We start from the raw sequence: 23,976 nt of genomic DNA, 5'->3' as shown, positions 1-23,976 counted from the left end.
GGCCTGACTTTGGCGCGCCTGCTCCGGCGGTATGCGCTGGTAGAGGGCACCACCCATGTGTGGGACCTGGACACCGCGAAGAAGATGAAGAAGTCGGCCTTCGTGGCGCACGTGGGCAAGGAGCTGTTCAAAGAGTGGGACTCGGTCACCGACACCAAGCGGAAGAAGCGGGTCGGCGAAGAGTGGGTGCGTGAAATCGAGCAGGCCCGGACGATGGCCGGCAAGGCGGTGGGGGATATCACCATGCCGCCGCTGGTGCGCTACGTGTACATCGACGGGACTAAGGACGTCTGGGATTACGCGAAGAAGCGCCGGGTTGCCGAGGGCGCGGTGAAGATGGCCCTGGGCGATGCCTACAGCCTCTGGCTGAACAGCCCGGATCGGCGGGTGGTGGATATGGATCACATCGTGTTCGACCCGACCCTGAGCCACGACCCCGAGGTGTATATCAACACCTTCGAGGGTCTGCCGCTGACGCCGAAGCGCGACGATGCGGCGTGCGAGAACCTGCGCTGGCTGATCCACTTCCTGTGCAACCACACCGAGGACGTGGCGCAGTGGCTGACCCGCTGGCTGGCGTTCCCGCTGCAGCACACGGGCGCCAAGATGGACACGGCGGTGCTGATGCACTCGACCATGGAGGGCTCGGGCAAGAGCCTGCTGTTTTCGGTGGTGATGGGGATTCTCTACGGCCGGTACGCGGCGACGGTGGGGCAGACCCAACTCGAGGGGAACTTCAACGCCTGGCAGAGCGGCAAGCTGTGGGCGGTGTTCGAGGAAGTGGTGTCGCGGGACCAGCGCTACAACCAGGTGGGCAAGATCAAGCAGTTGATCACCGGGCAGACGGTGCGCATCGAGTCGAAGTTCGTGAACGGTTGGGAGGAGGCGTCGCACATGAATGCGGTGTTCCTCTCGAACGAGATCATGCCGTGGCCCATCGGGCAGGATGATCGGCGCTTCCTGGTGATGTGGCCGGAAGAGAAGTTGCCCGAGGAGCGGCAGAAGGCGATCAAGCACGAGCTGGCTAATGGCGGCGTCGAGGCGCTTTATGCGTGGCTGCTGGAACAAGACCTGGGCGACTTCGACGAGCGAACCAAGCCGCCGTCGACGCCGGCCCGTGAGCGCCTGGTGGCCCTGAGCCGAGCGACCTGGCAGACGTTTATCCATCTGTGGCGAACGGGAGAGCTGGGCACCGGGATCTGGGGCGCCTGCCTGACCACGGACCTGTATGCGCTGTTCATCGAGTGGTGCCACCGCAACAAGGAACACGCGATGAGCCAGACGAAGTTCAGTCTGTTCATCAGCTCGGCCGGCATCGATAAGACGCGGGCGATTCCTTGGACGGACCGCAACACGCGCCGGTTCGCTGCGTTCTTCTTCCCCAAGGACGAGCTGGCCTTCCTGCCACCTTCCCCATCATCGGCCGAGCTGGGCAAGCACGTCGCCGAATGGCGGGAGCGCGCCAAGCTGGCGGGCTGGAGTGTGGACGGTTGGGACCACGTGAAGGCGGTGGCGGCATGACTACGACCGAAAGTGTGTTGGGTGTGTTGCCTGTGTGTCGGGTCGTTTCGCTCAACCCAACACAGCCGCAGGCCGCGAACGGCGAGGGGTGTGGCGGGTGTGTGTTGGGTGTGTTGGGTTTGCACGTGCGCGCACGCCTGCGTGAATTCATTTCCTTCGGTCTGCTGGGCGAGGTGTTTTTCTCCACGCGAGGGCTGAAAAAACCTTACCAACCCAACACACATTACACAGACATAGGCAAGGCCTTGTTTTTATTGGGTTTGTTTTGTGTTGGGTGTGTGTTGGGTTGGCGGTTTTTGTGTTGGGTTGGGGTTCTGACCAGGGAGAGCGCGCATGATTGAGGCCATTGAGGACCTGTTGAAGCACTGGGGCGAGCAGCACCGCAAGAACGGCTCGGCCGGTGGCCTGGGCAGCACGCTCGGCACCATCCTGGAGTACGGCGGGTGCGCGCCCCGTGGCGGTGTGTATGGCACGCGGGAGCTAGTAGCCGGTGCCGGGCCTGACCATGTGGCCGAAGAGGTGACGGCGGCGCTGGTGGCCGTGGGCGCCGTGGCGGATGGCGAAGCCCTGATGACCCTGGCTCGTGTGCGGTACCGGCCGGGCGAGGGGATGGGCGAGTTGAGCCTGGCGGAGCAGATCGACGTTCTGGAGCTGGGCCGGGGCGATGCCGGGCGAAGGGCGTACTTCCGCCTGCTGGATCGCCTGCATGTGCGCCTCGAGGCGGAGTTGCTCGCGCGGCTGGAGCGCTTGAAGGTGCGCCGCCGTGAGTCTGGGCGGGCAGGGGGCAAGGTGCGGGCGGCAGCCGTGCGCCAGGCCAAAGCGGCGCACCGGGCTCGGGGTGTGGAGCTGTTCAAGGGGGAGAAGGCTTGACCGCTCGTCGGGTCACTCGGCGCCGGTGGGAGCCGGTGCGGCGCCAGTCGGCGCCCGTCAGGAACAACCGAAAACTGGGGGTTTTCGGTTTGTCACTCGGGGGGTACAACGTCCCCACGATTCGACAGTAACGCCTGAACGGATCGCCAGCATTGTGCTGTGCTGCCAGGCCGGGAATCCCGGCACCCTCGAACCCCGCCGCTTGGCGGGGTTGTCTTTTCAGGTGTTGGGCTCGATGGACTCTTCGTCTTTCCAGCTATTGGTGATCCGCATGTACCAGAGCTTCAGGACAGCGCCGAGCAAGCTGAGATAGAAGAAAAAGTTGAAGCTGCAGGCGACTAGGACGACGACCTCGTGCCGCGTGATTGGCTCGGAGCTGGTGTAGAAGCGCCAAACGTTCCATGCAGAAATGAGAACAACGCTCAACGGCAAGACGGTGATTGTGATCCTGACGAACAAGCCGAAGGCTTTTTTGGCGATCCCGAATCCGTTGTTCAGAGCCGAATTGAATCGAGTCCGACCATCGTCGCTCAGTCCGCAATAGGCCACGAATAGCGCTGCAGCAGCGAGTGCCAGGTTCACGTAATCCATGACGATGTCCCTCCCTGAAAAGCACGCATCTTAGCTAGTCCGGTTGTGTCCGGACAGGTACTGCCCCCCGCTGATTTGCGGGGCTTCCAACTCGCCGAAGGCCACGGTGGCCCGGCGCATTCCGCCCGCGGGCAGCGGGCTTTTTATCGAGAGCCGAACGATGACCGAGAAGGACCCGAGCCTGTGGGGGATTGTCCTTGCCTGGCTGCTCGAACCATCGCCGGCCCTGCAGGGGTTTCTTATGGCTCTGCTGATCACGGTCCTGCGGGTGATGTACGACCGCAAAGAGAAAGCCTGGCAACGCATTGCGCTGGAGGGGCTGCTCTGCGGCCTGCTCACTGTCGCAGGCACGTCGATCACCGCGCTGTTCATCAGCTTCTGGTGGCCGACCTTCCAGGCCCCGATGGCGCACATCGCTGTGGGCGTCGGTGGCACGGTGGGGTTCTTCGGCGTTGAGGCGGTGCGCCGGGCAGCCATCCGCTTGCTGGGGGTAAAGCTCCGGCAGATTGCCCCGGGCGATAGCGAACAGCAGTAGGTGGCGCGATGTTCAAGGTCTCGTCCAAGGGCCTCTTCGATCAGTTGGCCATGCTCACTGACCTGGAGGAGCGCCACATCCCCGTGGCCACCGTGCTGGCGCTGAACCAGACGGCCTACGACCTCCGGGCACGCCTGCAGCAGGAAATGGAATCGGTCTTCGATCGCCCGACCCGCTACACGCTGAACAGCCTCAAGGTGTTCCCCGCCACCCGGCAGCGACTTGAGGCGCGGGTTTGGATGAAGGATGAGTCGGTCAAGGCAGAGCCCGCAACGCGCTGGCTGGCCCCGGAGATATTCGGCGGTGATCGGCGCAACACGCGCATCGAGCGGCAGCTGCGTGAGCGCGGCATCCTGCCGGCCGGCAAGTACGTTGTGCCGGGAGCCGGCGCCAAGCTCGACCGCTTCGGCAACATCAGCCGAGGCCAGGTGACCAAGGCTGTGTCAGGGGTTCGCGGGTTCACCGAACAGGGCTACAACGCGAACGCCACGGACAGTGCGCGCAGCCAGCGCAAGGGCTATGGCCGCCGTTACTTCGTGATGCGGCGAGGTTTCGAGTTCATCGGCATAGCTGAGCGGACGGGGCGAGGACGCGACAGGGTGCAGATGATCCTGGCCTTCGTCAGCAAGCCTTCATACCAGAAGGCGCTGCACTTCTTCGAAGTGTCCGATGAGTTCGTGGCTCAGCAGCTGCCGAAGCGGTTCGCCGACCAGCGCCGCGATCACCGGTACCTACACCCTGGAGATCACCGAGGCGGTGGCCAATGGCGGCAAGTTTCAGGTACTCGATCCCCTGGGTCGACTGGTAGGTGAGGGCCAAGTCGGCCAGGCCTTCACTGGGGGTGGGCTGACCTTCACCCTGTCCGACGGCTCCACCGACTTTGTCGAGGGCGACGGCTTCAGTCTCGCGGTGTTGGCGAACTTGGGCGAGTGGACGGCCTACGACGACGACGGTACCGACGACGGCCGCAGAGCTGCCACCGGCATCCTCTATGCCGGTGTCGACGCCACCGAAGTCGACGTGAAAGCGGTGGCGGTGGTTCGCGATGCCGAAGTGATCGAAGAGCTGCTGGCGGGGCTGGATACCCCCGGCCGCGCTGATCTCAAGGCCCTGGGCCTGATCCTCCGCACCTGATCCCAAACCCCACTTTCAACTCATTCGGACCCCGCGCTCAGCGGGGTTTTGCATTTCAGGAGCATCACATGGCTGAAATCAGCATTTTTGAAGACGAGGCGTTCTCCGTCGAGGCGCTTCTGGCCGTGATCAACGAGGATCACGTTGTGTATGGCCAGCTGCCCTGCGCTACAACGGCGCCGCCATCCCCGCCGAATGGAACACCACCAACTGGTGAGTAAATGGCCGACCTAAAGCTGCACAAGGTGGTCTCCAGCCTGCCTGGCGTGCTGGAGGCCGACTCGATCTACCTGGTGCGTGTGGGGAGCGGATACGACCTCTACGCCACCAACCACTCCGGGACCATTGTCAGTTACCCGCTGAACCTGCCCACCAAGGCCAGCCTTGGCCTGGACCAGGTGAACAACACATCTGATGCCAACAAGCCCATCAGTACAGCAACTCAAACTGCGCTGAATGCCAAGCAGAATGCGCTGGGATACAACCCAGTCCAACAGGGCACTGGCGCTGGCCAGTTGGGCAACAATGTGAAGATTGGCTGGTCCGCTAGTGGTTTGCTGCTGACCATCGACGTGACGGACTTTGCCAACAACTGGCCGATCAGCATCAGCAAGAACGCCGCGACCGCGACCACCCTGGTAGGGCTTGCCACCACGGTGGCTGAGCTGAACTACGTCGATGGAGTGACCTCCAACATCCAGACCCAGCTCAATGCCAAGCTCGGTCTGTCGGGCGGCACGCTGACTGGTAACCTGAATCAGACTTCCGGCACATCAGTTGTCAACACCCTCACTGCGAATGAAAAATCGTGGTTGGTTGTCAACAACGCCTCCTCGTTTTCCATTCGGGAGGACAGTGTTGCCCAGACCCGCTTCTTGATCGCGGAAGGGGGGCAGGCCGTTTTCTACGGCTACACCCGGCTCGGTGATACCGCGCCTGCGATCAAGATGAAGAAGCTGATCGGGACCACGCCGGCCACGGAAGGCGGGACTATGACGGTCAACCACGGCGTTACGTCGACGAAGATCATCGGTGTGCAGGTGCTGGTATTTCATACCTCCACCAACGCCATTCTCCCCGGCTGGACAGTCAGCGCGGGTTTTGAGTACGGCGTTCAGCTAGGTGCGCTGGGGGTGCAGATCGCCCTGCACCCCACCAACAGCGAGAGCATTCTGAGCAAAGCATTCACGGTGCTAATCACCTACGAGGAATAACCATGCCTGGCTACCGAGAAACCCAAGTTGCTGGCAAGAGCTGGGTACGCACCGGCTACATCGCGATCAATAACCCGCGTCCGCAAGACGGCACGCCATCCGCCACATACGTGGAGGAGGAAGTGCTGGCGCTCGGCGAGGGCCGGGAAGTGATCACCAAGCTCGGCAACCTGGTGGAAATGTTCGACCCGGCCGCGACCTTCGACCTGGAAGACCCGGAGTCGGGCGAAGTTATCGGCCAGATGACGCAGTACCAGCTCTATGTGGCCATCTCTAGCAAGTACAAGGACGCCGCCCGAAAGCGCGACGCGACGCAGGCGCCAGTGGCCTGAACCGGCGACTGAATAACCATCACCCCATAACCCCGCTTCGGCGGGGTTTTTCATTTCTGGAGGACGCATGGAAATCACCAGGGAGCAGTTGCTCCAGATCCTGCCGAACGCCGGCAGCCAGCGGGTGGCGCTGTTCACGCCTGCGATCAATGGCGCAGTGCGGCGCTGGGCGATCAACACGCCCAAGCGCATGGCGGCTTTTCTCGCCCAGGTCGGCCACGAGTCGGGGCACCTGAAGTATGTGCGCGAGCTGGGCGGCGCTGCCTACCTGGCGAAGTACGACACCGGCAAGTTGGCCGAGCGGCTGGGTAACACCCCGGAGGCCGACGGAGATGGCCAGCTCTACCGGGGGCGGGGCCTGATCCAGATCACCGGCCGATACAACTACCAGATGGCCAGCATTGCACTGTTTGGCGACGCCCGCCTGCTGAAGGAGCCCTGGCTGCTGGAGGAGCCGGATTGGGCGGTGCAGTCCGCTGGCTGGTTCTGGTTCAGCAAGGAGCTGAACACCCTGGCCGATGCCGGCGAGTTCGTGCGCATCACCCGCATCATCAACGGCGGCACCAATGGCCTGACCGAGCGCCGTGAAATCTGGGCGCGAGCACGCAAGGTGCTGGGTGTGGAGGTGTCGGCATGATGCCTTCGGCGCGTGTGTTCGCCATTGCCGCGGGGCTTCTGGCTCTGGTCGGTCTGGGGGCTGGCTTGGTGTGGTGGGGCCTCGGCCCCCGCATCGAGCTGCAGGCCCAGCGGGCCGATCAGGCAGAGGGCGCATTGGCCAGCGAGAAGGAGCTGACGGCCCTGCAGGCGCGCGTGTTGGAGCGGCAGCAAGAGCAGATCGGAGCCATCACCGACCTGGAGCGCCGCATGCGGCTGCTGGGTCAGTCCGTAGACCGCAACGCCACGGCACAGGCCGTCGCCATCGAGGAACTGAAAGCCCATGACCAGAGCGTTAACGACTATCTGCGCGCTGCTGTACCTGCTGCCCTTGGCCGCCTGTACGAGCGCCCCGAAACCGCCGACCCCGCTGCCTACCGAAGCCCGGCAGTTCTGCCCGCTGGTTCCCTGTCGCCTGCCGGGGCGAGCAGCGCCGAGCAGCAACGAGGATTGGCGTCGGGCGGTGGATGAGCTGGAGAGCGAGCTGCAGCGCTGTGCCGGCCAGGTGCTGGACTGCATCGTGCGACAGGAAGTGCAGTTGCGTTAGGGGATAACCTCTACGGGCGTGAGCAGCTCTGGGTAGTCGTTCCGAGTGTTGCCGACTTCAGTGGAAACTGGGTGGGCAGAGAAGTCCTCTCGGCTGAGCGCTATTGCGCCATGCACCTGCTCGATACTCGTGGTGGGCGACAACCAGAGATCGAACTGCTCCGGTGCCAGAATCACGGGCATCCGATGGTGGATGGCAGCGACCGGGCCGGCGGCCTCTTTGGTGAGCAGAGCGCAGGACACTACATCCTGACCCTCCGGGCCGGTCCAGGTGGACCAAAGCCCGGCAATGGCCAGCATGCCGTCGTTCACTGCGTGGTGGTAGTAAGGCTGATTGACCTGCCGCCCAGATCGGCTGCGAACCTGCTGGCGCTCGTTCCATTCGTACCAGCCCAGGGCCGGCATCAGGCAGCGGTGGGTGCGCAGGCTCTGGCGCCACATCGGTTTCGCGGCAGCTTCTTCGCTGCGGGCGTTGAAGGTCAGCCCTGGCGGTTTGGGTTGCTTCCACCAAAAGGGAATCAGGCCCCACCGGGCGCCTACCAGTTCCAGCTCGCCCTGCTCGTTCTGGCGCAGCATGGGCACTTGAGTGGTGGGAGCGGCATTGAAGCTCTGGACCCATCGGCCCGAATCTTGGGCGCCTATGTGCCAGAAGTCCTCGATGGCCCGATCCGAGGGAGTGACATAGCGTCCGCACATGGTCGTTCCTCCTGGCAGTAGAGAGTAGGCGGATGCGGAGCGGCCCGTTACCTCCGCGAGTTGCGTTGGTCCCGGCCAATGCCAAGGAAGTCGGGCCGGTACTGCGAAAACTTCTCGCGCAAGAATAGTCGGGCGCCTTCAGTGCCTAGTTCGTCCACCAGTAGCCGAAGTGCAAAGGCGGCCAAGTCCTCAGCGGTTTCCGGGGTCAGAGTCCAGTCGTGCTCCCGGCCCTTCACCACGATCAACGACTTAATGCTCAAGTGGCGCTTTGCCATTTCGAGTGCCTCTTCACGTCAAACCAAGAGAAGCGACCGGCCCAGGTGTTTCCAGCACCCGGGCCGGTCGCTGAACCCGCAGACCGTACCTGCAAGCCCAGCCAAGGCTCCCCGCCTCGTGCACGAAGCGCGGCGAGTCTAACAACTGGATATTCATACAGTAAAGGCTTGCACAAAATGACCAATCCGATAGTCCCCTGGATGGGCGGTAAGCGCCGCCTGGCCGACCGCCTTATCCCGCTGTTCCCGCCCCATGAGTGCTACGTCGAGGTGTTTGCCGGCGGCGCGGCGCTCTTCTTCCTTCGCCCGATGCCAGCGCCCACCGAGGTGCTGAACGACATCAACGGCGACCTGGTGTGCCTCTACCGGGTGGTGCAGAACCACCTCGAGGAGTTCGTGCGCCAGTTCAAGTGGGCCCTCTCCAGCCGCCAGATCTTCGAATGGCAGAAGATGACCCGCCCCGAAACTCTCACCGATATCCAGCGCGCTGCCCGCTTCTTCTACCTGCAGCACCATGCCTTCGGCGGCAAGGTGTCGGGGCAGACCTTCGGCACGGCCACCACCGGCCCGGCCATCAACCTGCTGCGCATCGAGGAAAACCTCTCCTCGGCCTGGCAGCGGCTGTCGGGCACTTACGTCGAGAACCTGCCCTGGCTGGAGTGCGCCGAGCGCTACGACCGGCCGCACACCTTCCACTACATGGACCCGCCGTACTGGCAGACCGAGGGGTACGGCGTGGATTTCCCGTTCGAGAACTATGAGCGGATGGCCGACTTCATGCGGCGCTGCAAGGGGAGGGTGATGGTGAGCATCAACGATCATCCCGATATTCGGCGCGTGTTTGAGGGGTTCAATCTGGAGCGGACCGACATTCGCTACAGCAACACCAATCAGCGGCAGGGGAAGGCAGAGGTGACTGGGGAGTTGGTAATCATGAACTGGGAGTCGGCTGAAACTGGAGACTTGTTTAGGGGGGAGTATTTCAGATAAAAAGAAGGTGCATCCTGGAGTTGGCTGATTATGAAAAAGGAAAGAATATGACGGACGGACTTAATCTTCCCCTTGTAGATGTCGCTGGAGTCACTAGGGAGTTTGCGAGCGCTGAGGCGTTCATTGATTTTGCTAGGGCTGAATCAAAGTATTGGTCGGATGTATCTACGCGGCTAGATGGAAATCCTGCTAAACAGAGATCTCAATATCTGAGCTCTGCTATTTCCGTCGCGCAAACATTTATTCAAGCAGCTGATTGCGTGCAGTCTTGGCTTCCTGTGCCAGATGGGTTGGATAAGGGGAACTATTTTCAATCAAAGCGTCCCGAGCTTCTTAAGTTGCTTGGGCAGCTTGCTAATAGATGGGTTGCAAGCTATCAACCATTTGTAGAGCGCTGGTTGGAATGTTATGGGAGGTCGCCGCGAGTTGGTGATTCATTCTTTGATGTGATAATTAAGAATAAAGTTGATCTTGTAAAAGGGGATGTTGATGTCTTGGTCGGGGCGAATTTGGCCTACGAATTTATGTTGCAGGATGACAGCGATCTGCAGAAAAGGCGCCTCGCTGAAGCGCAAACAATCGATATGATTAGAAAACAGCTTATAGATAGCAAGGACGCTTTGTTGGGAGAGGTTTCTGGCTTCAAAAAGGAATGCCATACCTGGCTTGAGGACGTCCAAGATCAGGTGGGAAAGTGGAGAGATGAAGGGCAGGGTACTTGGGATTCTCTGTTACAAAAGTACTCTGATGAGTTTTTGGAGTCGATGCGTAGCTGGGATAGCAAGATCACTGGATTGGAGGATACGTATCGAGAAAAGCTAAGGTTCTCAGGCCCTGCTGCGTATTGGAAAAAACAGGCTCACAAATTCCGCTGCCAGGGGATTATATGGGTTATGGCGCTTCTTGCGTCTGTTGCGCTGTCAGTGGTCTTTTTTCGAGAGCTGTTTCTTGCATGGGCCGACGGTCAGCGGCTCCCCTTGAGCTTGACAACGTTGGAGGGAGCGGTAATTTTTGCGGCAATTCTTTCAGCATTCATTTTCTTGGCCAGAGTTTTCTCCAGACTTGCATTTAGCTCCTTTCACCTTCAGCGTGATGCAGAAGAGCGTGAGCAATTGACGCACCTTTATTTGGCGCTTGGTCATGAAGGGCAGTTCGACAGTGCCTCACGCCAAGTAGTCCTGCAGGCACTGTTCAGTCGTTCCGAGACAGGGCTGCTTGCAGCCGAGTCCGGGCCAACGATGCCTGGATTGCAGGAAGCAATTTCTGCCGCGTCGAAGAAGGCTTCATCGTGAAACGTGAGGATCATGCCGGTGCCCGATTGGCGGCACCGGTCTGTTGGCGAGGAATCCTCAGAGTTCTTCTAAATCAAAATCGCCAAAGTCGGGAGCTGGGTGAATGGTTTTGGCGAGGAACAGACCACTAACCACTCCAACGCCGGCCTGCTGAAGCAGTAGCGATTTGGCAGCAGCAAAACTCGCTCCTCGAGTGATGACGTCATCAACCACAATGACATGCGGGCGAAGTGGTGGGGGGATCAGTCGAACGTCTATTTCTAACCCAGCAGCTATCTCATCCGGTGTTGCGCGAGCTCCAAAGTGTTGAGCTTCCCGGGCCGCTGCCTGCCGAAGGACTGGCCTTACGTCGATTCCTGGGTGTTGGGCTGCAACCAAACGCAGGATCTGGAGCATCCGGTCATCATATTCAAGATGGCCTTCCGGTTTTGAGCACGGCATCGGTACAAAGGTTACAGTCCTAGCGCATACGGCAAAGTTGAGGTTTGACGTTAGGATGTGATCAGCCCAGTACCGGATTGCCCGCCTTTTCCATCGCAATAGGTGCTCTGGGCTGGTGGGGCTCTTCTTCAGGTTAAATATCTGCTGGTTCGTTTCGCTCACGCCATAGCCACCGCCAGCCGTGTAGTCTCCGAAGTGCCAGCAATTATCCCCGTCAACGAGGTAACGGAAGTCCTGATGATCAAGGTTCGTTAGGCGCATCGGCTGCAAGTTCTTCCGTGATCTCGGTTACGTTCAATACGCGCTTTGCGCCCATCTTTTCAAACCGTGAGGGCCAGGTGAGTTCTGGATTTCTGAAGCAGCTTTCGAGGATGAATAGCTTCCTTCCTTGGTTTAGTGCGGCTCTGGCTTGAACCAATGTACCGGATGTGTTCCCTGCTTCAACAATAATGGTGGCTTGGGTGAGCGCCGACATCGTGACGTTGCGTGCTGGGAAAAAAAGACGATTTGCCTTGTAGTGCTGCTCCCGGTAACGAAGGAATGGAACCTGGGAAACTAGCAAAAAGTTCTTTGCGATCACTTCCTGAAGGACTTGATTCTCCTTCGGATAGTAGTCGTATAACGGAGTGCCGATTACGGCTATGGTCTTCCCACCAGCCTTGATCGCCGCAGTATGGGCGGCAGTATCGATTCCCTTTGCCAGGCCGGAAACGATTGTGAAACCCTTCTTGGAGAGAGCGTGAGCAATGCGCTTCGCATTTAGTTCTCCCTCTGGAGAGGGGGAGCGTGTTCCGACAATGGCCACAGAGGGGGTTTCGACGAGTTCCCAATCGCCTCGGTAATAAAGTAGCTCGACAGGGTGATCTGCATCGCGGAGTTTGGCTGGATATTCACCGGCGCCGTTAATTCGAACACCGATGCTTCTGAGCTTCTCCTCTCCTAGCAGCTCGAGGAGCCTGAGGCGCGTCTCCTTGACCATTTCCGGAGGCACCAGTTCAGAGGGCAGAGAGCCTGGGTTCTTTCGGAATAGATCGGCCAAATTGGCAAACCAGGCACCTTGGCTCTGCCAGAGCGACTCGTACGCACACATCTCGTCCACTGGTTGAACGGGTTGGGTGGTGAAGAGGTTCGCGATTTGAAGGTTGCTCATAGGTCTGTAGTGGCTTGGCTCAGTGTGCATTCCCTGCTTCTCCAGAGAAACTCCCTCAAGGCGTGCGCCTTAGTCGATATGAGATTCTATATCACTGTACCGAGCATTGAGTGGTTCAGTGCCGGTTATGTTGTCTGCCGGTCTCAAGAGTCTGGTCTGGGGCAGTTTTGGGGCAATCCATTCGCCAATCTATGCCGTCCAATGCCAAATTCGAACTTGCGCAGTAGTCGCAGAAAAGCGCTGGATGGCTGAAGGCACTAGGTAGAGCAGGAAAATCAATGACATACCGTCACACAATCGGGGTGTGTTCGCTGAGATCGCTCTGACTCATGGGCTGGCCTTGCGTGCAAAAGGCGCTAGTGTACGGTATCCCGCTGGCCCGCTTTAACCCTGGAGTGCACATGTCCGTTACCGAAGATGAGCTGACCGAGCTGGCAGCCCGATTGGGCCAGGAATTGAAGGTGCGCAATGAACGGGTGAGCACCGCGGAGTCCTGTACTGGCGGCGGTATCGCCGAAGCGATTACCCGCATTCCCGGCAGTTCTGCCTGGTTCGAGGCAGGCTTTGTCACTTACTCGAATGACCAGAAGAGCGCGCAATTGGCGGTGCCGGCCGAGTTGTTCCCGCAGGTGGGGGCGGTCAGTCGTGAAGTGGTCGAGGCTATGGTGCGTGGTGCCCAGCAGCGCAGCGGCGCACGTTTTGCCGTCGCCGTCAGTGGGATTGCAGGGCCTGATGGTGGCTCGCCGGAGAAGCCGGTGGGTACTGTTTGGCTCGCTTGGGGAAATGGAAGTGCAGTAGAGGCCGTACGCCGCCAGTTCCCGGGTGATCGTCTAGCGGTACGCCGGCAGACTGTCGTGGAGGCTCTCCAGGGATTGATCCGACTAGCTGCAGGAGAAAAAGCCACCCAGGGGTAGGCGAGCGACTTGCCCTATGGAATAATACTGTCTACTTATACAGTTGTTGGTGGCCGCCAGGCCCTCTTGATTTTAGTGAGGACTTCAATGGACGAGAACAAGAAGCGCGCCTTGGCTGCTGCCCTGGGCCAGATCGAGAAGCAGTTCGGCAAGGGCGCGGTCATGCGCATGGGCGACCATGATCGCCAGGCCATTCCGGCCATTTCCACCGGCTCCCTGGGCCTGGACATCGCGCTTGGCATCGGTGGTCTGCCGAAAGGCCGTATCGTCGAAATCTATGGTCCTGAATCCTCTGGTAAGACCACGCTGACTCTCTCTGTCATCGCTGAAGCCCAGAAAATGGGGGCCACCTGCGCCTTCGTCGACGCCGAACACGCACTGGACCCTGACTACGCCGGCAAACTCGGTGTGAATGTAGACGACCTGCTGGTTTCCCAGCCGGATACCGGCGAACAGGCCCTGGAAATCACCGACATGCTGGTGCGCTCCAACGCGGTTGACGTGATTATTGTCGACTCCGTGGCGGCCCTGGTTCCGAAGGCTGAGATCGAAGGTGAGATGGGCGATTCCCACGTCGGCCTGCAAGCTCGCCTGATGTCCCAGGCTTTGCGCAAGATCACCGGCAACATCAAGAACGCCAACTGCCTGGTCATCTTCATCAACCAGATTCGTATGAAAATCGGCGTAATGTTCGGCAACCCCGAAACCACCACCGGCGGTAATGCCCTGAAGTTCTACGCCTCCGTGCGCCTCGATATCCGCCGTACCGGCGCGGTGAAAGAGGGCGAGGAAGTGGTGGGCAGCGAAACCCGCGTCAAGGTCGTGAAGAACAAGGTGGCCCCGCCTTTCCGTCAGGCCGAGTTCCAGATCATGTACGGCAAGGGCATCTACCGTACCGGCGAAATCATCGACCTGGGCGTGCAGCAGGGCCTGGTGGAAAAGTCCGGTGCTTGGTACAGCTACCAGGGCAACAAGATTGGTCAAGGCAAGGCCAATGCCGCCAAGTATCTGGAAGACAATCCGGAAGTCAGCAATGCCATCGAGAAGATCATTCGCGAGAAGCTGCTGGTCAACTCTACGGCCAGTAACAAAGCGAACGCTTCGGTCGATGACCTGGCTGACGTAGACCTCTGATCCTCCCATGCCCGTTGTTCTCGACAGCCCCGCCGCGGTGCGGCGGGCCGCCATGGACCTGTTGGCGCAGCGCGAACACGGGCGAGTCGAGCTGACGCGAAAGTTGCGTCAGCGTGGCGCCCCTCCCGAGTTGATCGACGGTGCCCTCGACCGTTTGACGGAAGAGGGTCTGCTCTCCGAATCCCGCTACCTCGAAAGCTTCATCGCCAGCCGCGCCCGTGGCGGCTATGGGCCGCAGCGTATTCGCGAAGAACTGGCCCAGCGCGGCCTTCCCCGTGGTGATATTGACCAGGCCTTGCGCGAGGCCGATATCGATTGGAGCGAACAGCTTCGTGACGTCTGGTGTCGCAAGTTCAATCGGCTGCCCGTGGATGCCCGCGAGCGAGCCCAGCAGGGGCGTTTTCTCGCCTATCGCGGCTATTCCATGGAGATGATCAGCCGTCTCCTGCGCGGCAACTCCGACGACTGAGATCTCACACCCACAACCTCGAGCCATGCGCGGATGCGCATGGCTGATTGCAGGATGACTGTGCGTTCGTGTAACGGTTTAGGCCTTGCTGGTCCAGTGTTGCGGAAGATTGATGAAGTCGATGAGCTCCCGCAGGCGGCCATGGTCACGGCCGTTGAAGCGGAATGCCAGGCGGATCATTTCGTTGAGCTCCGGCTCGTCCGTCTCTGATTCCGAATTGGCCTGCTGGTTGAAGTCGCCTTCCAGGCAGAGGTCGGTGAACTGCTCCTGAATCTGACCCAGGGCCTTTTCGTTGAGTGGGTGATTCATGCGAATTACGAAGCAGTTCTTCAGCCAGCGGCTGGAGTGGTAGTTGCTGTAGAACTGTGCGATCTCCGCCGCTGCCTCATCGGCGCTGCGCACCAGACGCATCAGATTCATGTCGCTGGGCAGAATGTAGCGGTTACGTGCGAGTTGCTCGTGGAGGAAACCAATGGCGTCTTCCCAGTAACTGCCATCCGGCTCGTCCAGCAGAACAACCGGTACCACCGGGCTCTTGCCGGTCTGGATCAGGGTCAGCACCTCCAGTGCCTCATCCAGGGTGCCGAAGCCACCCGGACACAGCACCAGCGCATCGGCTTCCTTGACGAAGAAGAGCTTCCGCACGAAGAAGAAGTGGAACGACAGTAGATGCTCGGTGCCGCCCACAGTGGTGTTGGCATGTTGCTCGAAGGGCAGGGTGATGTTCAGGCCGAGGCTATTTTCCAGGCCTGCGCCGTCGTGGGCTGCGGCCATGATGCCGCCGCCGGCGCCAGTGATCACCATCAGGTCGCGCTTGGCCAGTTCGGCCCCCAACTGTCGGGCCAGGGTGTAGATCGGATGGCCCTCGGGGGTGCGCGCTGATCCGAATACGGTGACTTTGCGACGCCGCTTGAATTGTTCCAGGGCGCTGAAGGCGTGCTCCATCTCGCGCAGGGTTTGCAGCATGATCTTGGCGTCCCAGCGATTGCGGTCGGCTTGGGCCATGCGCACCACGGTAATCAACATCTCGCGGTAGAGCGCGAGGTTGGGGCTGCCGCAGGGGACGGTGAGGTTGATCAACTCATCGACCTTCTGCGTCAGGTCGATCCCGCTGGTTTGGAAGTGCCGGGAGAGGTAATCGTCCGGATCATAGGGCATAGCAATCTCCTTGCTCATCAACTTCTCGGAGCTGCTCTGCTGGAATGGCCGGAAACCGGGCGACCTAGTCGAGCCGCTCAACTACAGCTTGCGGCAGGCGCTGGATCTTTTCCAGTTCGCCGCCACCGGAATGCGCAATGCAACGTGTCCGACGCATGTCGAAATGAGTGCGGTCCCTGGCTCGGCGGGCGGAAGGGGGCGGCACTCCCCGGAGAATCTCGCCGCAGTCGCGATCAGTTGGTCTTGGCCTTGAGGCCACAATCCCGTGCAGTGAAGCGTTCGGTGGTGACCGGGCGATTGGTCTTGTACTCGCTGAACTCGTAGCGCAGGCCGGCGCCGCGCGCGAGCAGTTGGCGGTAGCCGGTGTTGCGACAGACGCTGGCACCCAACTGGGCACGCACCGCATCAGGGTTGGAGCGCATCTGGGCGGCATGGGCTTCGCGAACGCTGAGGTGATTCACCAGCTCGTTTCCTTCCACCGTGTAGCCCTGGTCGAGGATGTCCTCGTTGATTGCGCGGGGCGTGCCGGCGCTGCTCTCCTTGGCGACTTTCTCGAGCATGTTGCTCAGCTCATAGTCCTTGAGCGATGTGGCTTGGGCAAAGAAAGGCAAGGTCGCGCAGAGGGCGATGGCGGTGAGGCGCAGCATGTGGATCTCCTAACAAACGATAGCTGTTTGACCAGCGCGGCAATTGTGCGTTCGCAGCCAGCGCTTGTCGCGTGAAAAATCTGCTTCTGGCGACTCTGGTAGAATCGCGCAATCCTTCTTGCCATCCCGATCCCGTCCGCCGCCTTCCGGCCTGCGCAGGGCGGCCAGCTGCTGTACTGGAACCTGCTTCGATGACTCACGCCGTTTTCCGCCTGCGCGCCGAATGCCTTGCGCGCAGCACCCGTCCCTTCGTCGCCCGCGGATCGCGCTCGCCGCGTTGCCCGGAGTGCCGGGTGGCCTTCGACTACTGCTTCTGCGCCTGGCGCCCCGAGGTCCAGGTACGATCCGGTGTGTGCCTGATGATGTACTACTCCGAGCCTATGAAACCGAGCAACACCGGCTGGCTGATCGCGGATCTCGTGCCTGACACCTGGGCGTTCGGTTGGTCACGCACCGAGGTGGACGGGGCATTGCTCGCCTTGCTGGAAGACCCGCAGTGGCAGCCTTACCTGGTGTTTCCAGGCGAGTATGCGGAGCCCGAGCGGGTGGTCGAGCGGGTGGATGTGACTGCGGGCAAGCGGCCGCTGTTCATCCTGCTGGACGCCACGTGGACCGAAGCGCGCAAGATGTTCCGCAAGAGCCCCTATCTGGATCGCTTTCCGGTGCTCAGCCTGACGCCGGAACAGATTTCCCGTTATCGCCTGCGTCGCTCGAAGCGTGACGAGCATCTCTGCACGGCCGAAGTAGGGGCGCTTTGCCTTGAGCTGGCGGGAGACGAACAAGCCGGTGGTGCGTTGAATGCCTATCTGGATGTGTTCACCGAACGCTACCTGGGGGCCAAGCGGGCCCTGCCCCTGGACGAGGCGAGCCCGGCACACCAAGCGCTCAGTAGCTATCTCTGATCAGGCTTCGGCTTTGACAGAGGCTGCCTGCGCCTGGTGTTTCTGCGGCCAGAGCTGGGCCAACAGCATGCCGGCGAACATCAGGGCGCAGCCGATATAGCCGCGTGCATGCAGGGATTCATCCAGCATCAGCGCGCCTGCGATTGCTGCGAACACCGCTTCCAGTGAGAGGATGATGGCGGCGTGCGAGGCGATGGCATGACGCTGCGCCACCACCTGCAGGGTGTAGCCGATGGCGACGGCGATCACGCCACCATAAAGAATGGCGGGGCCGGCCTGGAGAATGGCGTCGACCTTGATCTCTTCGAACACGACCGCGAGGACCAGACTGACCACTGCGCAGACCGCGAACTGCAGGATGGACAGGCGGATCGGGTCGTAGCGGCTGGCGAAGAACCCCACCAACAGTACATGCACGCCCCAGACACAGGCACCGGCCAGCTGCAGCCAGTCACCGGACGCAACGTGGAATCCTTCGCCGACGCTGAGCAGGAACATTCCCAACACCGCCAGGCACGCACCCAGCCAGGTCCCCAGGCCGGTGCGATGGCCGAGGATCAGACCCAGCAGCGGCACTATGATGACGTAAAGGCCGGTGATGAAGCCGGAGTTTGTGACGGAGGTGAAGAGCAGGCCCACCTGCTGCAGGTTGATCCCCAACGACAGGGCCAGGCCCATCAACAGGCCGCCCAGCAGCATGCCGCGGTTGAGCGGTTGCTTAACCGCGGGCTTGGGCAGAATCAGCAGCAGGGGGAGAAGGATGAGGGCGCCGAGGGTGAAGCGCAGTCCGGTATAGAGGAAGGGGCCGATCGAATCCATGCCCAGGCGCTGGGCGACGAAGGCTGCGCCCCAGATGGCCGCGGTGATCAGCATCAGGATATCGGCGCGCAGTGCTTGGCTTCGCATGGTGGTTCTCGACGGGAAAAGCCGAGAACTTTGCCGCAAAGCGTTCGACTTGACCACCCCGTTCCGGCTCGGCATGCTGGGCGCCGCTTTACGGCCCGCCCGTATCAAGCTTCGGGTCTGGCCAGCGTATCCCGTCGTGCCGAAATGCCTCTCCACACCCCGGGGAGGCGTGTCTGGGCCCATTACAAAAAGGACATGCCCATGGCCTCATACGAAATCCTCATCGCCGATGACCACCCGCTGTTCCGCAGCGCGCTGCAGCAAGCCCTGACGCTGGGCCTCGGGCCCGACGCGCGGCTGGTGGAAGCGGCGAGTATCGCCGAACTCGAGGCTCGCCTGGCCGAGCGCGCCGACTGGGACCTGGTCCTTCTCGACCTGAACATGCCGGGTGCCTATGGCTTCTCCGGTTTGGTGCTGCTGCGCGGTCAGTACCCGCAGATTCCGGTGGTAATGATCTCCGCCCAGGAGGAAGCATCGGTAGTCGCTCGCTCCCGTGAATTCGGTGCCAGCGGTTTCATCCCCAAGTCCAGCCCGCTGGAAGTCATCCAGAGCGCCGTCCGTTCGGTGCTCGATGGCGACACCTGGTGGCCGCCGCAGCTGGAGGAAGCACAAGCCTTGTCGGACGAAGCCAAGGCCGCTAGCGAAGGTCTCGCCAGCCTGACACCCCAGCAGTTCCGCGTGCTGACCATGGTCTGTGAAGGCTTGCTGAACAAGCAGATTGCCTATGAGTTACACGTGTCGGAAGCCACGGTGAAGGCCCATGTAACCGCCATCTTCCGCAAGCTCAACGTGCGCACCCGCACCCAGGCAGCCCTGCTGTTGCAACAGATGGAATCTATTCCCACGGCCTGAAACCAGGCTTTTCATGCAAATTTGAAGCGCGTTGCGCTAGGCTGCGCGCTCCTTTCAGTGACCCCTTTTTTTATGTCGCCATTCAAAGGCCAGACCGGCCTCAAACGCATCCTCAACGCCGCCGGCTATTCCCTCGACGGCCTGCGTGCTGCCTTCACCGGCGAAGCCGCCTTTCGCCAACTGGTGCTGCTTAATGCGGTGCTGATTCCGTTGTCGTTTTTCCTCGATGTCAGCCGTGGCGAACGCGCGCTGATGATTGGCGCCTGCCTGCTCGCGCTCATCGTCGAGCTGCTGAACTCAGCGGTGGAGGCGGCCATCGACCGTATCTCCCTTGATCACCATCCGCTGTCGAAGAACGCCAAGGACATGGGCAGCGCCGCACAGTTCACCGCGCTAACCCTGATTACCGCAGTCTGGGCAACCATCCTGCTGGGCTAAGTGCTCAGGCGATCGACGGCAGCACGATTTCGTCGCTCCGGCTGACTCCGGCAGTCAGCGCACGACACTGGTCGAGGAATTCGCGCATGGCGGCCGTCTGGAATTTCTGCTTGTGCCAGATGAAGTAGAACTGCCGACGCAGGTCGATTCCCGGCGTCTCAACCGGGACCAGGCTGCCACGGCGGAAGGCGTCGCGCAGCGCCAGCCGCGAAATGCAGCTGATGCCCAGGCCTGACTCCACTGCGCGCTTGATCGCCTCGGTGTGTTCAAGCTCCAGACGGATGTTCAGCGGGGTAGGGTGGTGGCGCATGGCCTGGTCGAACGTCAGGCGGGTGCCCGAACCCTTTTCCCGGAGAATCCACGCCTCGCGGCTCAATTCTTCCAGACTTGCCTGGCCTTTGGCGGCCAGGGGGTGCTGGGGTGCACAGAACACCACCAGTTCATCCTCTACCCAAGGCAAGACTTCGATACTCGGGTGCTGGCAATCGCCTTCGATTAGACCCAGGTCAAGTTCATAGAGGGCGATCTGCTGGACGATATTCGCCGTGTTCTGCACATGCAGGCTGACCTGGCATTCCGGATGACGCTGCATGAACGAGCCGATCAGCAGGGTCGCGAGGTAGTTGCCCACGGTGAGCGTGGCACCGACATCGAGGGAGCCAAAGCCGGTCTTGCCGTTGAGCAGATCCTCGATTTCACGCGCCTGGTCCATCAGCGCCACGGCTTGAGGCAGCAATTGGCGGCCCAGGGCATTGAGGCTGAGGCGCTTGCCGGCGCGGTCGAACAGTTGGCACCCGGATTGGCGCTCAAGTTCGGTTAGCGAGGTGCTGGTGGCCGATTGCGACAGAGACAGCTGTTCGGCAGCACGGGAAACGCTTTCCTGCTGGGCAACGGCGACGAATACCTGGAGCTGACGGAGGGTAAATCGCATATCTATATAACCGATAACCTATATCTTGATAATTCAGTTAACAGATATTGTGGCGGTCATTACAATGTCGCGCAATTGCGCCCCCTGACCTGAGTGGCGCTGGCGACTTCCAAATCTTCGGAGCCCCGTAAATGAGCAACATGAACTCCGAGCGCATTCTCAGCGTTCATCACTGGAACGACACGCTGTTCAGCTTCAAGTGCACTCGCGACCCGGGTCTGCGCTTCGAAAACGGCCAGTTCGTCATGATCGGCCTGCAGCAACCCGGCGGCCGCCCGCTGATGCGCGCTTATTCCATCGCCAGCCCGAACTGGGAAGAGCACCTCGAGTTCTTCAGCATCAAGGTGCCGGACGGTCCGCTGACCTCCCAGCTGCAGCACCTGAAGGAAGGCGACGAGATCATCATCAGCAAGAAGCCCACCGGCACCCTGGTCCTCGATGACCTTAACCCCGGCAAGCACCTCTACCTGCTGAGCACCGGCACTGGCCTGGCACCGTTCATGAGCGTGATCCAGGACCCGGAAACCTATGAACGCTTCGAAAAGATCATCCTGGTCCACGGCGTTCGCTACGTGAACGAAGTCGCTTACCGCGAGTTCATCACTGAGCACCTGCCGCAGAACGAGTTCTTCGGTGAAGCGGTCAAGGACAAGCTGATTTACTACCCCACCGTGACCCGTGAGCCGTTCGAGAACCAGGGCCGCCTGACCGACCTGATGCGTAGCGGCAAGCTGTTCGAAGACATTGGTCTTCCGCCGATCAATCCGCAGGACGACCGCGCCATGATCTGCGGTAGCCCGAGCATGCTCGACGAGACCAGCGAAGTGCTCGACAGCTTCGGCCTGAAGATCTCCCCGCGTATGCGTGAGCCGGGTGACTACCTGATCGAGCGCGCCTTCGTCGAGAAGTAATCGCCAGCCGCTCAACAACAAAGCCCGCCTGAATTGGCGGGCTTTGTCGTTTTCGGGGGCGTCAGACCGGAGAGCTGAAGCGTTGCCCCGAGATCGCCGGGTGGTAGATCGGCTGAATCTTGTTCCCGGCCGGGTCCAGCACGTGGAAGCTGTGGGCGCCGTCGCCATGGGCGAAAGGGCGGTCGAGCATGGTCACGCCCCGGGCTTTTAGGTACTGGTACCAGGCGTCCAGCTCTTCGAGGCTGTCGACTACGAATCCGTAGTGATCCACCGCCTGCGCACCGCTACTGGGTGCAAAGGCGCGACCAAGGGACAGGTTGTCGTTGCCGCAGGTGAGGTAGACCAGGTCTTCGTTGGCGCGGTTGAGGACTTCCATGCCCAGCACATCCACGTAGAAGCGTTCGCACTCCTCCAGGTTGGGCACGACGATAGCGATGTGGCGAAGGCCGTTGAGGCGGCCTGGACGGCTGGGCATATCTGGGACTCCATTTTTGTATACAATTTGTGAGAAATATAAGACAAAACGGAGTTCAACGTGTACTGCCTTCTTCTCAAGACCCGCTTGCGCCCCGGTAGCCTGGACGCCTTCATGGACGCCATGCGCGTCAACGCCGCCGCTTCGGTGCGTGACGAACCGGGTTGCCTGGTTTTCGATGTGCTGCTGGATCGCAGCGATCCCGATCTCATCTGGCTGTATGAGGTCTACACCGACGAAGCTGCGTTCGAGGCCCATATGCAGACCGCGCACTTCCTCGCCAGCCGACCGCTGGTGGAACCTCTGATCCTCGAACAGGACGCCATCGAGGCCGATAGCCTGGCGCTCAACGCCTCCCGCTAGCGGTAGCGATGCCCAGCCGCAGGGTGGACAGCGCTTGTCTGTCCACCGTCGTCGTCAGGGCGAGCACGAATGGTGGGTTGATGAAGCGTGACCCACCCTTGGCAAGCGCGTGGCGGTTCAGCCCCGCGCAATCTCCAGCACGCGAATCCGCCCCGGTTCGGGATAGTGCCAGCGCACGTCCACATCCCACAGGCGAGCGCCGTAGCGGCGTTCGGGTTCGGGCTTCTGGTAGGCCGGGCGAGGGTCCTGGGCCAGGCACTGTTCCACCAGCTCTGCCAGGGGTTCGCCCAGGCGCTGACCATGCTCGCGAGCCTGGATCAGGGCTGTGGGCTCCCATTCCACGGGAATCAGCTCGGGCGCCGCGTCGGCGATGGCGTTCAGCGCACCGTCCTGGCGGTCGGCGTAGGGCACGTAGGGTTTGATATCGATGACCGGGGTGCCGTCCAGCAGATCGATGCCGGACAACCAGAGACGACCGGCTTCCACGTTCTCCAGCTTCACCACCGACTGGCCAATGCCGTTGGGGCGGTGGGTGGAGCGGCTGGCGAACACGCCAATGGACTGGTTGCCGCCCAGGCGCGGCGGACGCACCTTCAGCCGTGGCTTGTCTTCAAGGGCCTGGTGGAAGAGGAACAGCAGCCAGACATGGCTGACCTGTTCCAGCCCCGCCACGGCATCGCCGGTGTCGAAGGGCGGTACCAGCTCCAGCACGCCACGGGCGGCGGGCGCCAGGTGCGGCTGACGGGGGATGGCGAACTTCTCCTTGAAACAGGAGCGGACGTAGCCGACGGGCGAAACGCTGTGCTGCATATCAGTAGGGCACGCGGCAGCCGGCATCACGGAACGGCCCGCCAAGGCGCAGCCAGCCTTCGCCAGGGGTGGTCTGGGCACAGGTCAACGCACCGTCCAGCTTGCTTTGCCAGATGAAGAATGGAGCCGGCGCGGCATGGCTTGAGGCTGCGAGAGCGAACAGAAGTGTAAGGAAAGCGAGACGCATGGGCGAAGTCCGGTGGATAGCGCGGCTACCCTAGCGCCGGCCCATGCGCCGCGCAAGCGATGCGTTACAGGTGGAAACCACCGTCGATGGGGATGATGTTGCCGGTCATGTAGGCTCCCGCCGTGCTCGCCAGGCTGATGGCCAGCGCCGCCATTTCCTCGCCCCGGCCCCAGCGCTTCATTGGGATCAGGGCGGTGTCGCGCGCCATGGCGTCGGGATCGTTGGCGATGAAGCGGGTCATTTTGCTGGGGAAGCGCCCGGGAGCGATCACATTGACGTTGATGTGTTCGGCCACCAGTTCCCGCGCCAGCATCCGCGACAGTTGATGCAGCGCGGCCTTGCTCGGGCCATAGGCGTAGGCGTCCTCGCCGTGGGAGGTGATGCCGGCCACTGATCCGATATTGATCACCCGCGCTGGGCTGGCGTCGTTACCGGCTTTGCGCAGCAACGGCAGCAATTGCTGGATGCAGCTGAACACCGAGGTCACGTTGAGCTGCATGACTTTCTCCCAGCCCTTCACCGGGTAGCTCTCCAGGGGGGCGCCCCAGGTGGTGCCGGCGTTGTTCACCAGGATGTCCAGTTGTTCGATGCGTTGCTCCAGCGCTGCGGCAAGGGCTTTTGCACCGTCCTTGCTGGAG

The 23,976-nt window shown here is 61.1% G+C and carries 33 protein-coding genes; 21 read left to right on the top strand and 12 right to left on the bottom strand.

The features are described from left to right. From FFS60_RS26185 to FFS60_RS26175, 3 genes are all read left to right on the top strand, one after another. A partial coding sequence (locus tag FFS60_RS26185) for a DUF5906 domain-containing protein (RefSeq protein ID WP_256658161.1) occupies window positions 1-1,521 on the top strand: 1,521 nt, incomplete at its 5' end. After that, a complete protein-coding gene (locus FFS60_RS26180) occupies window positions 1,518-1,862 on the top strand; it encodes a hypothetical protein (protein WP_137823644.1) in 345 nt (114 codons plus the stop codon). The genes FFS60_RS26185 and FFS60_RS26180, both read left to right, overlap by 4 nt. Continuing rightward, window positions 1,855-2,391 (top strand): hypothetical protein, encoded by a 537-nt coding sequence (locus tag FFS60_RS26175; protein ID WP_137823643.1) that lies wholly within the window; start codon window positions 1,855-1,857, stop codon window positions 2,389-2,391. The genes FFS60_RS26180 and FFS60_RS26175 overlap by 8 nt, the downstream gene beginning before the upstream one ends. 219 nt (window positions 2,392-2,610) lie before the next feature. Here the strand turns inward: FFS60_RS26175 and FFS60_RS26170 are convergent, their stop codons facing one another. Beyond that, window positions 2,611-2,982 (bottom strand): hypothetical protein, encoded by a 372-nt coding sequence (locus FFS60_RS26170; RefSeq protein WP_137823642.1) that lies wholly within the window; start codon window positions 2,980-2,982, stop codon window positions 2,611-2,613. A gap of 160 nt (window positions 2,983-3,142) precedes the next feature. On the opposite strand from FFS60_RS26170, the gene FFS60_RS26165 reads away from it, so the two are divergent. From FFS60_RS26165 to lysC, 8 genes are all read left to right on the top strand, one after another. Next, on the top strand, window positions 3,143-3,517 hold the full coding sequence (locus tag FFS60_RS26165; protein WP_137823641.1) for a phage holin, lambda family: 375 nt from the start codon (window positions 3,143-3,145) through the stop codon (window positions 3,515-3,517). A gap of 8 nt (window positions 3,518-3,525) precedes the next feature. Beyond that, entirely contained in the window at window positions 3,526-4,329 is an 804-nt protein-coding gene (locus FFS60_RS26160; RefSeq protein WP_256658160.1) for a hypothetical protein, read from the top strand. After that, window positions 4,274-4,651 carry a head decoration protein gene (locus tag FFS60_RS26155; RefSeq protein WP_256658159.1) on the top strand — a complete coding sequence of 126 codons (378 nt, stop codon included), beginning with the start codon at window positions 4,274-4,276 and terminating at the stop codon, window positions 4,649-4,651. Before FFS60_RS26160 ends, FFS60_RS26155 begins: the two co-directional genes overlap by 56 nt. 68 nt (window positions 4,652-4,719) lie before the next feature. Further along, window positions 4,720-4,872, top strand: a complete 153-nt coding sequence (locus FFS60_RS28800) for a hypothetical protein (RefSeq protein ID WP_171016584.1) — start codon at window positions 4,720-4,722, stop codon at window positions 4,870-4,872. Continuing rightward, a complete protein-coding gene (locus FFS60_RS26150) occupies window positions 4,873-5,865 on the top strand; it encodes a hypothetical protein (protein ID WP_137823640.1) in 993 nt (330 codons plus the stop codon). Between the two features lie 2 nt (window positions 5,866-5,867). Continuing rightward, window positions 5,868-6,197 carry a hypothetical protein gene (locus FFS60_RS26145; protein WP_137823639.1) on the top strand — a complete coding sequence of 110 codons (330 nt, stop codon included), beginning with the start codon at window positions 5,868-5,870 and terminating at the stop codon, window positions 6,195-6,197. Between the two features lie 67 nt (window positions 6,198-6,264). Next, window positions 6,265-6,834: a glycoside hydrolase family 19 protein gene (locus tag FFS60_RS26140; RefSeq protein WP_137823638.1), complete on the top strand. Its 570-nt coding sequence runs from the start codon at window positions 6,265-6,267 to the stop codon at window positions 6,832-6,834. Between the two features lie 300 nt (window positions 6,835-7,134). Next, complete coding sequence (gene lysC / locus FFS60_RS29515) at window positions 7,135-7,398, top strand: Rz1-like lysis system protein LysC (protein ID WP_218570617.1); 264 nt, start codon at window positions 7,135-7,137, stop codon at window positions 7,396-7,398. Here the strand turns inward: lysC and FFS60_RS26130 are convergent. After that, window positions 7,395-8,093, bottom strand: coding sequence for an SOS response-associated peptidase (locus FFS60_RS26130; protein WP_137823636.1), 699 nt, complete (start codon window positions 8,091-8,093; stop codon window positions 7,395-7,397). The genes lysC and FFS60_RS26130 overlap by 4 nt on opposite strands. 452 nt (window positions 8,094-8,545) lie before the next feature. Here FFS60_RS26130 and FFS60_RS26125 point away from each other — a divergent pair, with 452 nt between their 5' ends. Both FFS60_RS26125 and FFS60_RS26120 read left to right on the top strand, forming a co-directional pair. Further along, window positions 8,546-9,358: a DNA adenine methylase gene (locus FFS60_RS26125; RefSeq protein ID WP_137823635.1), complete on the top strand. Its 813-nt coding sequence runs from the start codon at window positions 8,546-8,548 to the stop codon at window positions 9,356-9,358. 20 nt (window positions 9,359-9,378) lie between these two features. Next, entirely contained in the window at window positions 9,379-10,650 is a 1,272-nt protein-coding gene (locus tag FFS60_RS26120) for a DUF6161 domain-containing protein (protein WP_137823634.1), read from the top strand. 57 nt (window positions 10,651-10,707) lie between these two features. Here the strand turns inward: FFS60_RS26120 and FFS60_RS26115 are convergent, their stop codons facing one another. After that, on the bottom strand, window positions 10,708-11,352 hold the full coding sequence (locus FFS60_RS26115; protein WP_171016585.1) for a hypothetical protein: 645 nt from the start codon (window positions 11,350-11,352) through the stop codon (window positions 10,708-10,710). Next, window positions 11,333-12,241, bottom strand: coding sequence for a DNA-processing protein DprA (locus FFS60_RS26110; RefSeq protein WP_137823632.1), 909 nt, complete (start codon window positions 12,239-12,241; stop codon window positions 11,333-11,335). The genes FFS60_RS26115 and FFS60_RS26110 overlap by 20 nt, the downstream gene beginning before the upstream one ends. A 401-nt stretch (window positions 12,242-12,642) precedes the next feature. Between FFS60_RS26110 and FFS60_RS26105 the strand changes: the two genes are divergently transcribed. The 3 genes from FFS60_RS26105 to recX all read left to right on the top strand — a co-directional run bounded on the left by FFS60_RS26105 (window position 12,643) and on the right by recX (window position 14,758). Continuing rightward, complete coding sequence (locus FFS60_RS26105; RefSeq protein WP_028627523.1) at window positions 12,643-13,155, top strand: CinA family protein; 513 nt, start codon at window positions 12,643-12,645, stop codon at window positions 13,153-13,155. An 87-nt stretch (window positions 13,156-13,242) separates the two neighbouring features. Next, on the top strand, window positions 13,243-14,289 hold the full coding sequence (gene recA, locus FFS60_RS26100; protein ID WP_028627524.1) for a recombinase RecA: 1,047 nt from the start codon (window positions 13,243-13,245) through the stop codon (window positions 14,287-14,289). Window positions 14,290-14,296: 7 nt separating this feature from the next. After that, window positions 14,297-14,758, top strand: a complete 462-nt coding sequence (gene recX / locus FFS60_RS26095) for a recombination regulator RecX (protein WP_028627525.1) — start codon at window positions 14,297-14,299, stop codon at window positions 14,756-14,758. Window positions 14,759-14,836: 78 nt separating this feature from the next. Here recX and FFS60_RS26090 read toward each other — a convergent pair whose 3' ends face one another. After that, the gene (locus FFS60_RS26090; protein WP_028627526.1) at window positions 14,837-15,916 is read right to left on the bottom strand and encodes an LOG family protein; all 1,080 of its coding nucleotides are present in this window, start codon (window positions 15,914-15,916) and stop codon (window positions 14,837-14,839) included. Window positions 15,917-16,149: 233 nt separating this feature from the next. Then, a complete protein-coding gene (locus FFS60_RS26085; RefSeq protein WP_028627527.1) occupies window positions 16,150-16,563 on the bottom strand; it encodes a quorum-sensing-regulated virulence factor family protein in 414 nt (137 codons plus the stop codon). Between the two features lie 191 nt (window positions 16,564-16,754). Between FFS60_RS26085 and FFS60_RS26080 the strand changes: the two genes are divergently transcribed. Beyond that, window positions 16,755-17,465, top strand: coding sequence for a tRNA-uridine aminocarboxypropyltransferase (locus FFS60_RS26080; RefSeq protein ID WP_137823631.1), 711 nt, complete (start codon window positions 16,755-16,757; stop codon window positions 17,463-17,465). Here the strand turns inward: FFS60_RS26080 and FFS60_RS26075 are convergent, their stop codons facing one another. Further along, the gene (locus tag FFS60_RS26075; RefSeq protein ID WP_371926521.1) at window positions 17,466-18,446 is read right to left on the bottom strand and encodes a DMT family transporter; all 981 of its coding nucleotides are present in this window, start codon (window positions 18,444-18,446) and stop codon (window positions 17,466-17,468) included. A gap of 126 nt (window positions 18,447-18,572) precedes the next feature. On the opposite strand from FFS60_RS26075, the gene erdR reads away from it, so the two are divergent. Together erdR and FFS60_RS26065 are read left to right on the top strand one after the other, a co-directional pair. Next, window positions 18,573-19,223 carry a response regulator transcription factor ErdR gene (gene erdR / locus FFS60_RS26070; RefSeq protein WP_137823629.1) on the top strand — a complete coding sequence of 217 codons (651 nt, stop codon included), beginning with the start codon at window positions 18,573-18,575 and terminating at the stop codon, window positions 19,221-19,223. A gap of 72 nt (window positions 19,224-19,295) precedes the next feature. Then, the gene (locus FFS60_RS26065) at window positions 19,296-19,661 is read left to right on the top strand and encodes a diacylglycerol kinase (RefSeq protein WP_137823628.1); all 366 of its coding nucleotides are present in this window, start codon (window positions 19,296-19,298) and stop codon (window positions 19,659-19,661) included. Window positions 19,662-19,665: 4 nt separating this feature from the next. On the opposite strand, the gene FFS60_RS26060 is transcribed toward FFS60_RS26065, so the two are convergent. Next, window positions 19,666-20,592, bottom strand: a complete 927-nt coding sequence (locus FFS60_RS26060) for a LysR family transcriptional regulator (protein ID WP_028627532.1) — start codon at window positions 20,590-20,592, stop codon at window positions 19,666-19,668. Window positions 20,593-20,723: 131 nt separating this feature from the next. Between FFS60_RS26060 and fpr the strand changes: the two genes are divergently transcribed. After that, window positions 20,724-21,503 (top strand): ferredoxin-NADP reductase, encoded by a 780-nt coding sequence (gene fpr, locus FFS60_RS26055; protein WP_028627533.1) that lies wholly within the window; start codon window positions 20,724-20,726, stop codon window positions 21,501-21,503. A gap of 61 nt (window positions 21,504-21,564) precedes the next feature. Here the strand turns inward: fpr and FFS60_RS26050 are convergent, their stop codons facing one another. After that, window positions 21,565-21,978 carry a VOC family protein gene (locus FFS60_RS26050; RefSeq protein ID WP_028627534.1) on the bottom strand — a complete coding sequence of 138 codons (414 nt, stop codon included), beginning with the start codon at window positions 21,976-21,978 and terminating at the stop codon, window positions 21,565-21,567. Between the two features lie 60 nt (window positions 21,979-22,038). Here FFS60_RS26050 and FFS60_RS26045 point away from each other — a divergent pair, with 60 nt between their 5' ends. Beyond that, window positions 22,039-22,341 (top strand): putative quinol monooxygenase, encoded by a 303-nt coding sequence (locus FFS60_RS26045; protein ID WP_028627535.1) that lies wholly within the window; start codon window positions 22,039-22,041, stop codon window positions 22,339-22,341. 117 nt (window positions 22,342-22,458) lie between these two features. Here FFS60_RS26045 and tsaA read toward each other — a convergent pair whose 3' ends face one another. The 3 genes from tsaA to FFS60_RS26030 form a co-directional block, all read right to left on the bottom strand. Beyond that, on the bottom strand, window positions 22,459-23,151 hold the full coding sequence (gene tsaA / locus FFS60_RS26040) for a tRNA (N6-threonylcarbamoyladenosine(37)-N6)-methyltransferase TrmO (protein WP_028627536.1): 693 nt from the start codon (window positions 23,149-23,151) through the stop codon (window positions 22,459-22,461). A 1-nt stretch (window position 23,152) separates the two neighbouring features. Further along, the gene (locus tag FFS60_RS26035; RefSeq protein ID WP_028627537.1) at window positions 23,153-23,338 is read right to left on the bottom strand and encodes a hypothetical protein; all 186 of its coding nucleotides are present in this window, start codon (window positions 23,336-23,338) and stop codon (window positions 23,153-23,155) included. Between the two features lie 64 nt (window positions 23,339-23,402). Continuing rightward, the coding region (locus FFS60_RS26030) for an SDR family oxidoreductase (protein ID WP_137823627.1) at window positions 23,403-23,976 on the bottom strand (574 nt) is incomplete at its 5' end.

The organism is Pseudomonas sp. D(2018), from assembly GCF_005502555.1.
Taxonomy (GTDB): domain Bacteria; phylum Pseudomonadota; class Gammaproteobacteria; order Pseudomonadales; family Pseudomonadaceae; genus Metapseudomonas; species Metapseudomonas resinovorans.
Note: the sequence above shows the minus strand (reverse complement) of the source record. Positions and strands in the feature narration are given on the sequence as shown.

Coding starts and splice junctions, on each gene's coding strand:
- FFS60_RS26180 (WP_137823644.1), top strand. CDS start 1,518: ATGACTACGACCGAAAGTGTGTTGGGTGTGTTGCCTGTGTGTCGGGTC.
- FFS60_RS26175 (WP_137823643.1), top strand. CDS start 1,855: ATGATTGAGGCCATTGAGGACCTGTTGAAGCACTGGGGCGAGCAGCAC.
- FFS60_RS26170 (WP_137823642.1), bottom strand. CDS start 2,982: ATGGATTACGTGAACCTGGCACTCGCTGCTGCAGCGCTATTCGTGGCC.
- FFS60_RS26165 (WP_137823641.1), top strand. CDS start 3,143: ATGACCGAGAAGGACCCGAGCCTGTGGGGGATTGTCCTTGCCTGGCTG.
- FFS60_RS26160 (WP_256658160.1), top strand. CDS start 3,526: ATGTTCAAGGTCTCGTCCAAGGGCCTCTTCGATCAGTTGGCCATGCTC.
- FFS60_RS28800 (WP_171016584.1), top strand. CDS start 4,720: ATGGCTGAAATCAGCATTTTTGAAGACGAGGCGTTCTCCGTCGAGGCG.
- FFS60_RS26150 (WP_137823640.1), top strand. CDS start 4,873: ATGGCCGACCTAAAGCTGCACAAGGTGGTCTCCAGCCTGCCTGGCGTG.
- FFS60_RS26145 (WP_137823639.1), top strand. CDS start 5,868: ATGCCTGGCTACCGAGAAACCCAAGTTGCTGGCAAGAGCTGGGTACGC.
- FFS60_RS26140 (WP_137823638.1), top strand. CDS start 6,265: ATGGAAATCACCAGGGAGCAGTTGCTCCAGATCCTGCCGAACGCCGGC.
- lysC (WP_218570617.1), top strand. CDS start 7,135: ATGACCAGAGCGTTAACGACTATCTGCGCGCTGCTGTACCTGCTGCCC.
- FFS60_RS26130 (WP_137823636.1), bottom strand. CDS start 8,093: ATGTGCGGACGCTATGTCACTCCCTCGGATCGGGCCATCGAGGACTTC.
- FFS60_RS26125 (WP_137823635.1), top strand. CDS start 8,546: ATGACCAATCCGATAGTCCCCTGGATGGGCGGTAAGCGCCGCCTGGCC.
- FFS60_RS26115 (WP_171016585.1), bottom strand. CDS start 11,352: ATGCGCCTAACGAACCTTGATCATCAGGACTTCCGTTACCTCGTTGAC.
- FFS60_RS26110 (WP_137823632.1), bottom strand. CDS start 12,241: ATGAGCAACCTTCAAATCGCGAACCTCTTCACCACCCAACCCGTTCAA.
- FFS60_RS26105 (WP_028627523.1), top strand. CDS start 12,643: ATGTCCGTTACCGAAGATGAGCTGACCGAGCTGGCAGCCCGATTGGGC.
- recA (WP_028627524.1), top strand. CDS start 13,243: ATGGACGAGAACAAGAAGCGCGCCTTGGCTGCTGCCCTGGGCCAGATC.
- recX (WP_028627525.1), top strand. CDS start 14,297: ATGCCCGTTGTTCTCGACAGCCCCGCCGCGGTGCGGCGGGCCGCCATG.
- FFS60_RS26090 (WP_028627526.1), bottom strand. CDS start 15,916: ATGCCCTATGATCCGGACGATTACCTCTCCCGGCACTTCCAAACCAGC.
- FFS60_RS26085 (WP_028627527.1), bottom strand. CDS start 16,563: ATGCTGCGCCTCACCGCCATCGCCCTCTGCGCGACCTTGCCTTTCTTT.
- FFS60_RS26080 (WP_137823631.1), top strand. CDS start 16,755: ATGACTCACGCCGTTTTCCGCCTGCGCGCCGAATGCCTTGCGCGCAGC.
- FFS60_RS26075 (WP_371926521.1), bottom strand. CDS start 18,446: ATGCCGAGCCGGAACGGGGTGGTCAAGTCGAACGCTTTGCGGCAAAGT.
- erdR (WP_137823629.1), top strand. CDS start 18,573: ATGGCCTCATACGAAATCCTCATCGCCGATGACCACCCGCTGTTCCGC.
- FFS60_RS26065 (WP_137823628.1), top strand. CDS start 19,296: ATGTCGCCATTCAAAGGCCAGACCGGCCTCAAACGCATCCTCAACGCC.
- FFS60_RS26060 (WP_028627532.1), bottom strand. CDS start 20,592: ATGCGATTTACCCTCCGTCAGCTCCAGGTATTCGTCGCCGTTGCCCAG.
- fpr (WP_028627533.1), top strand. CDS start 20,724: ATGAGCAACATGAACTCCGAGCGCATTCTCAGCGTTCATCACTGGAAC.
- FFS60_RS26050 (WP_028627534.1), bottom strand. CDS start 21,978: ATGCCCAGCCGTCCAGGCCGCCTCAACGGCCTTCGCCACATCGCTATC.
- tsaA (WP_028627536.1), bottom strand. CDS start 23,151: ATGCAGCACAGCGTTTCGCCCGTCGGCTACGTCCGCTCCTGTTTCAAG.
- FFS60_RS26035 (WP_028627537.1), bottom strand. CDS start 23,338: ATGCGTCTCGCTTTCCTTACACTTCTGTTCGCTCTCGCAGCCTCAAGC.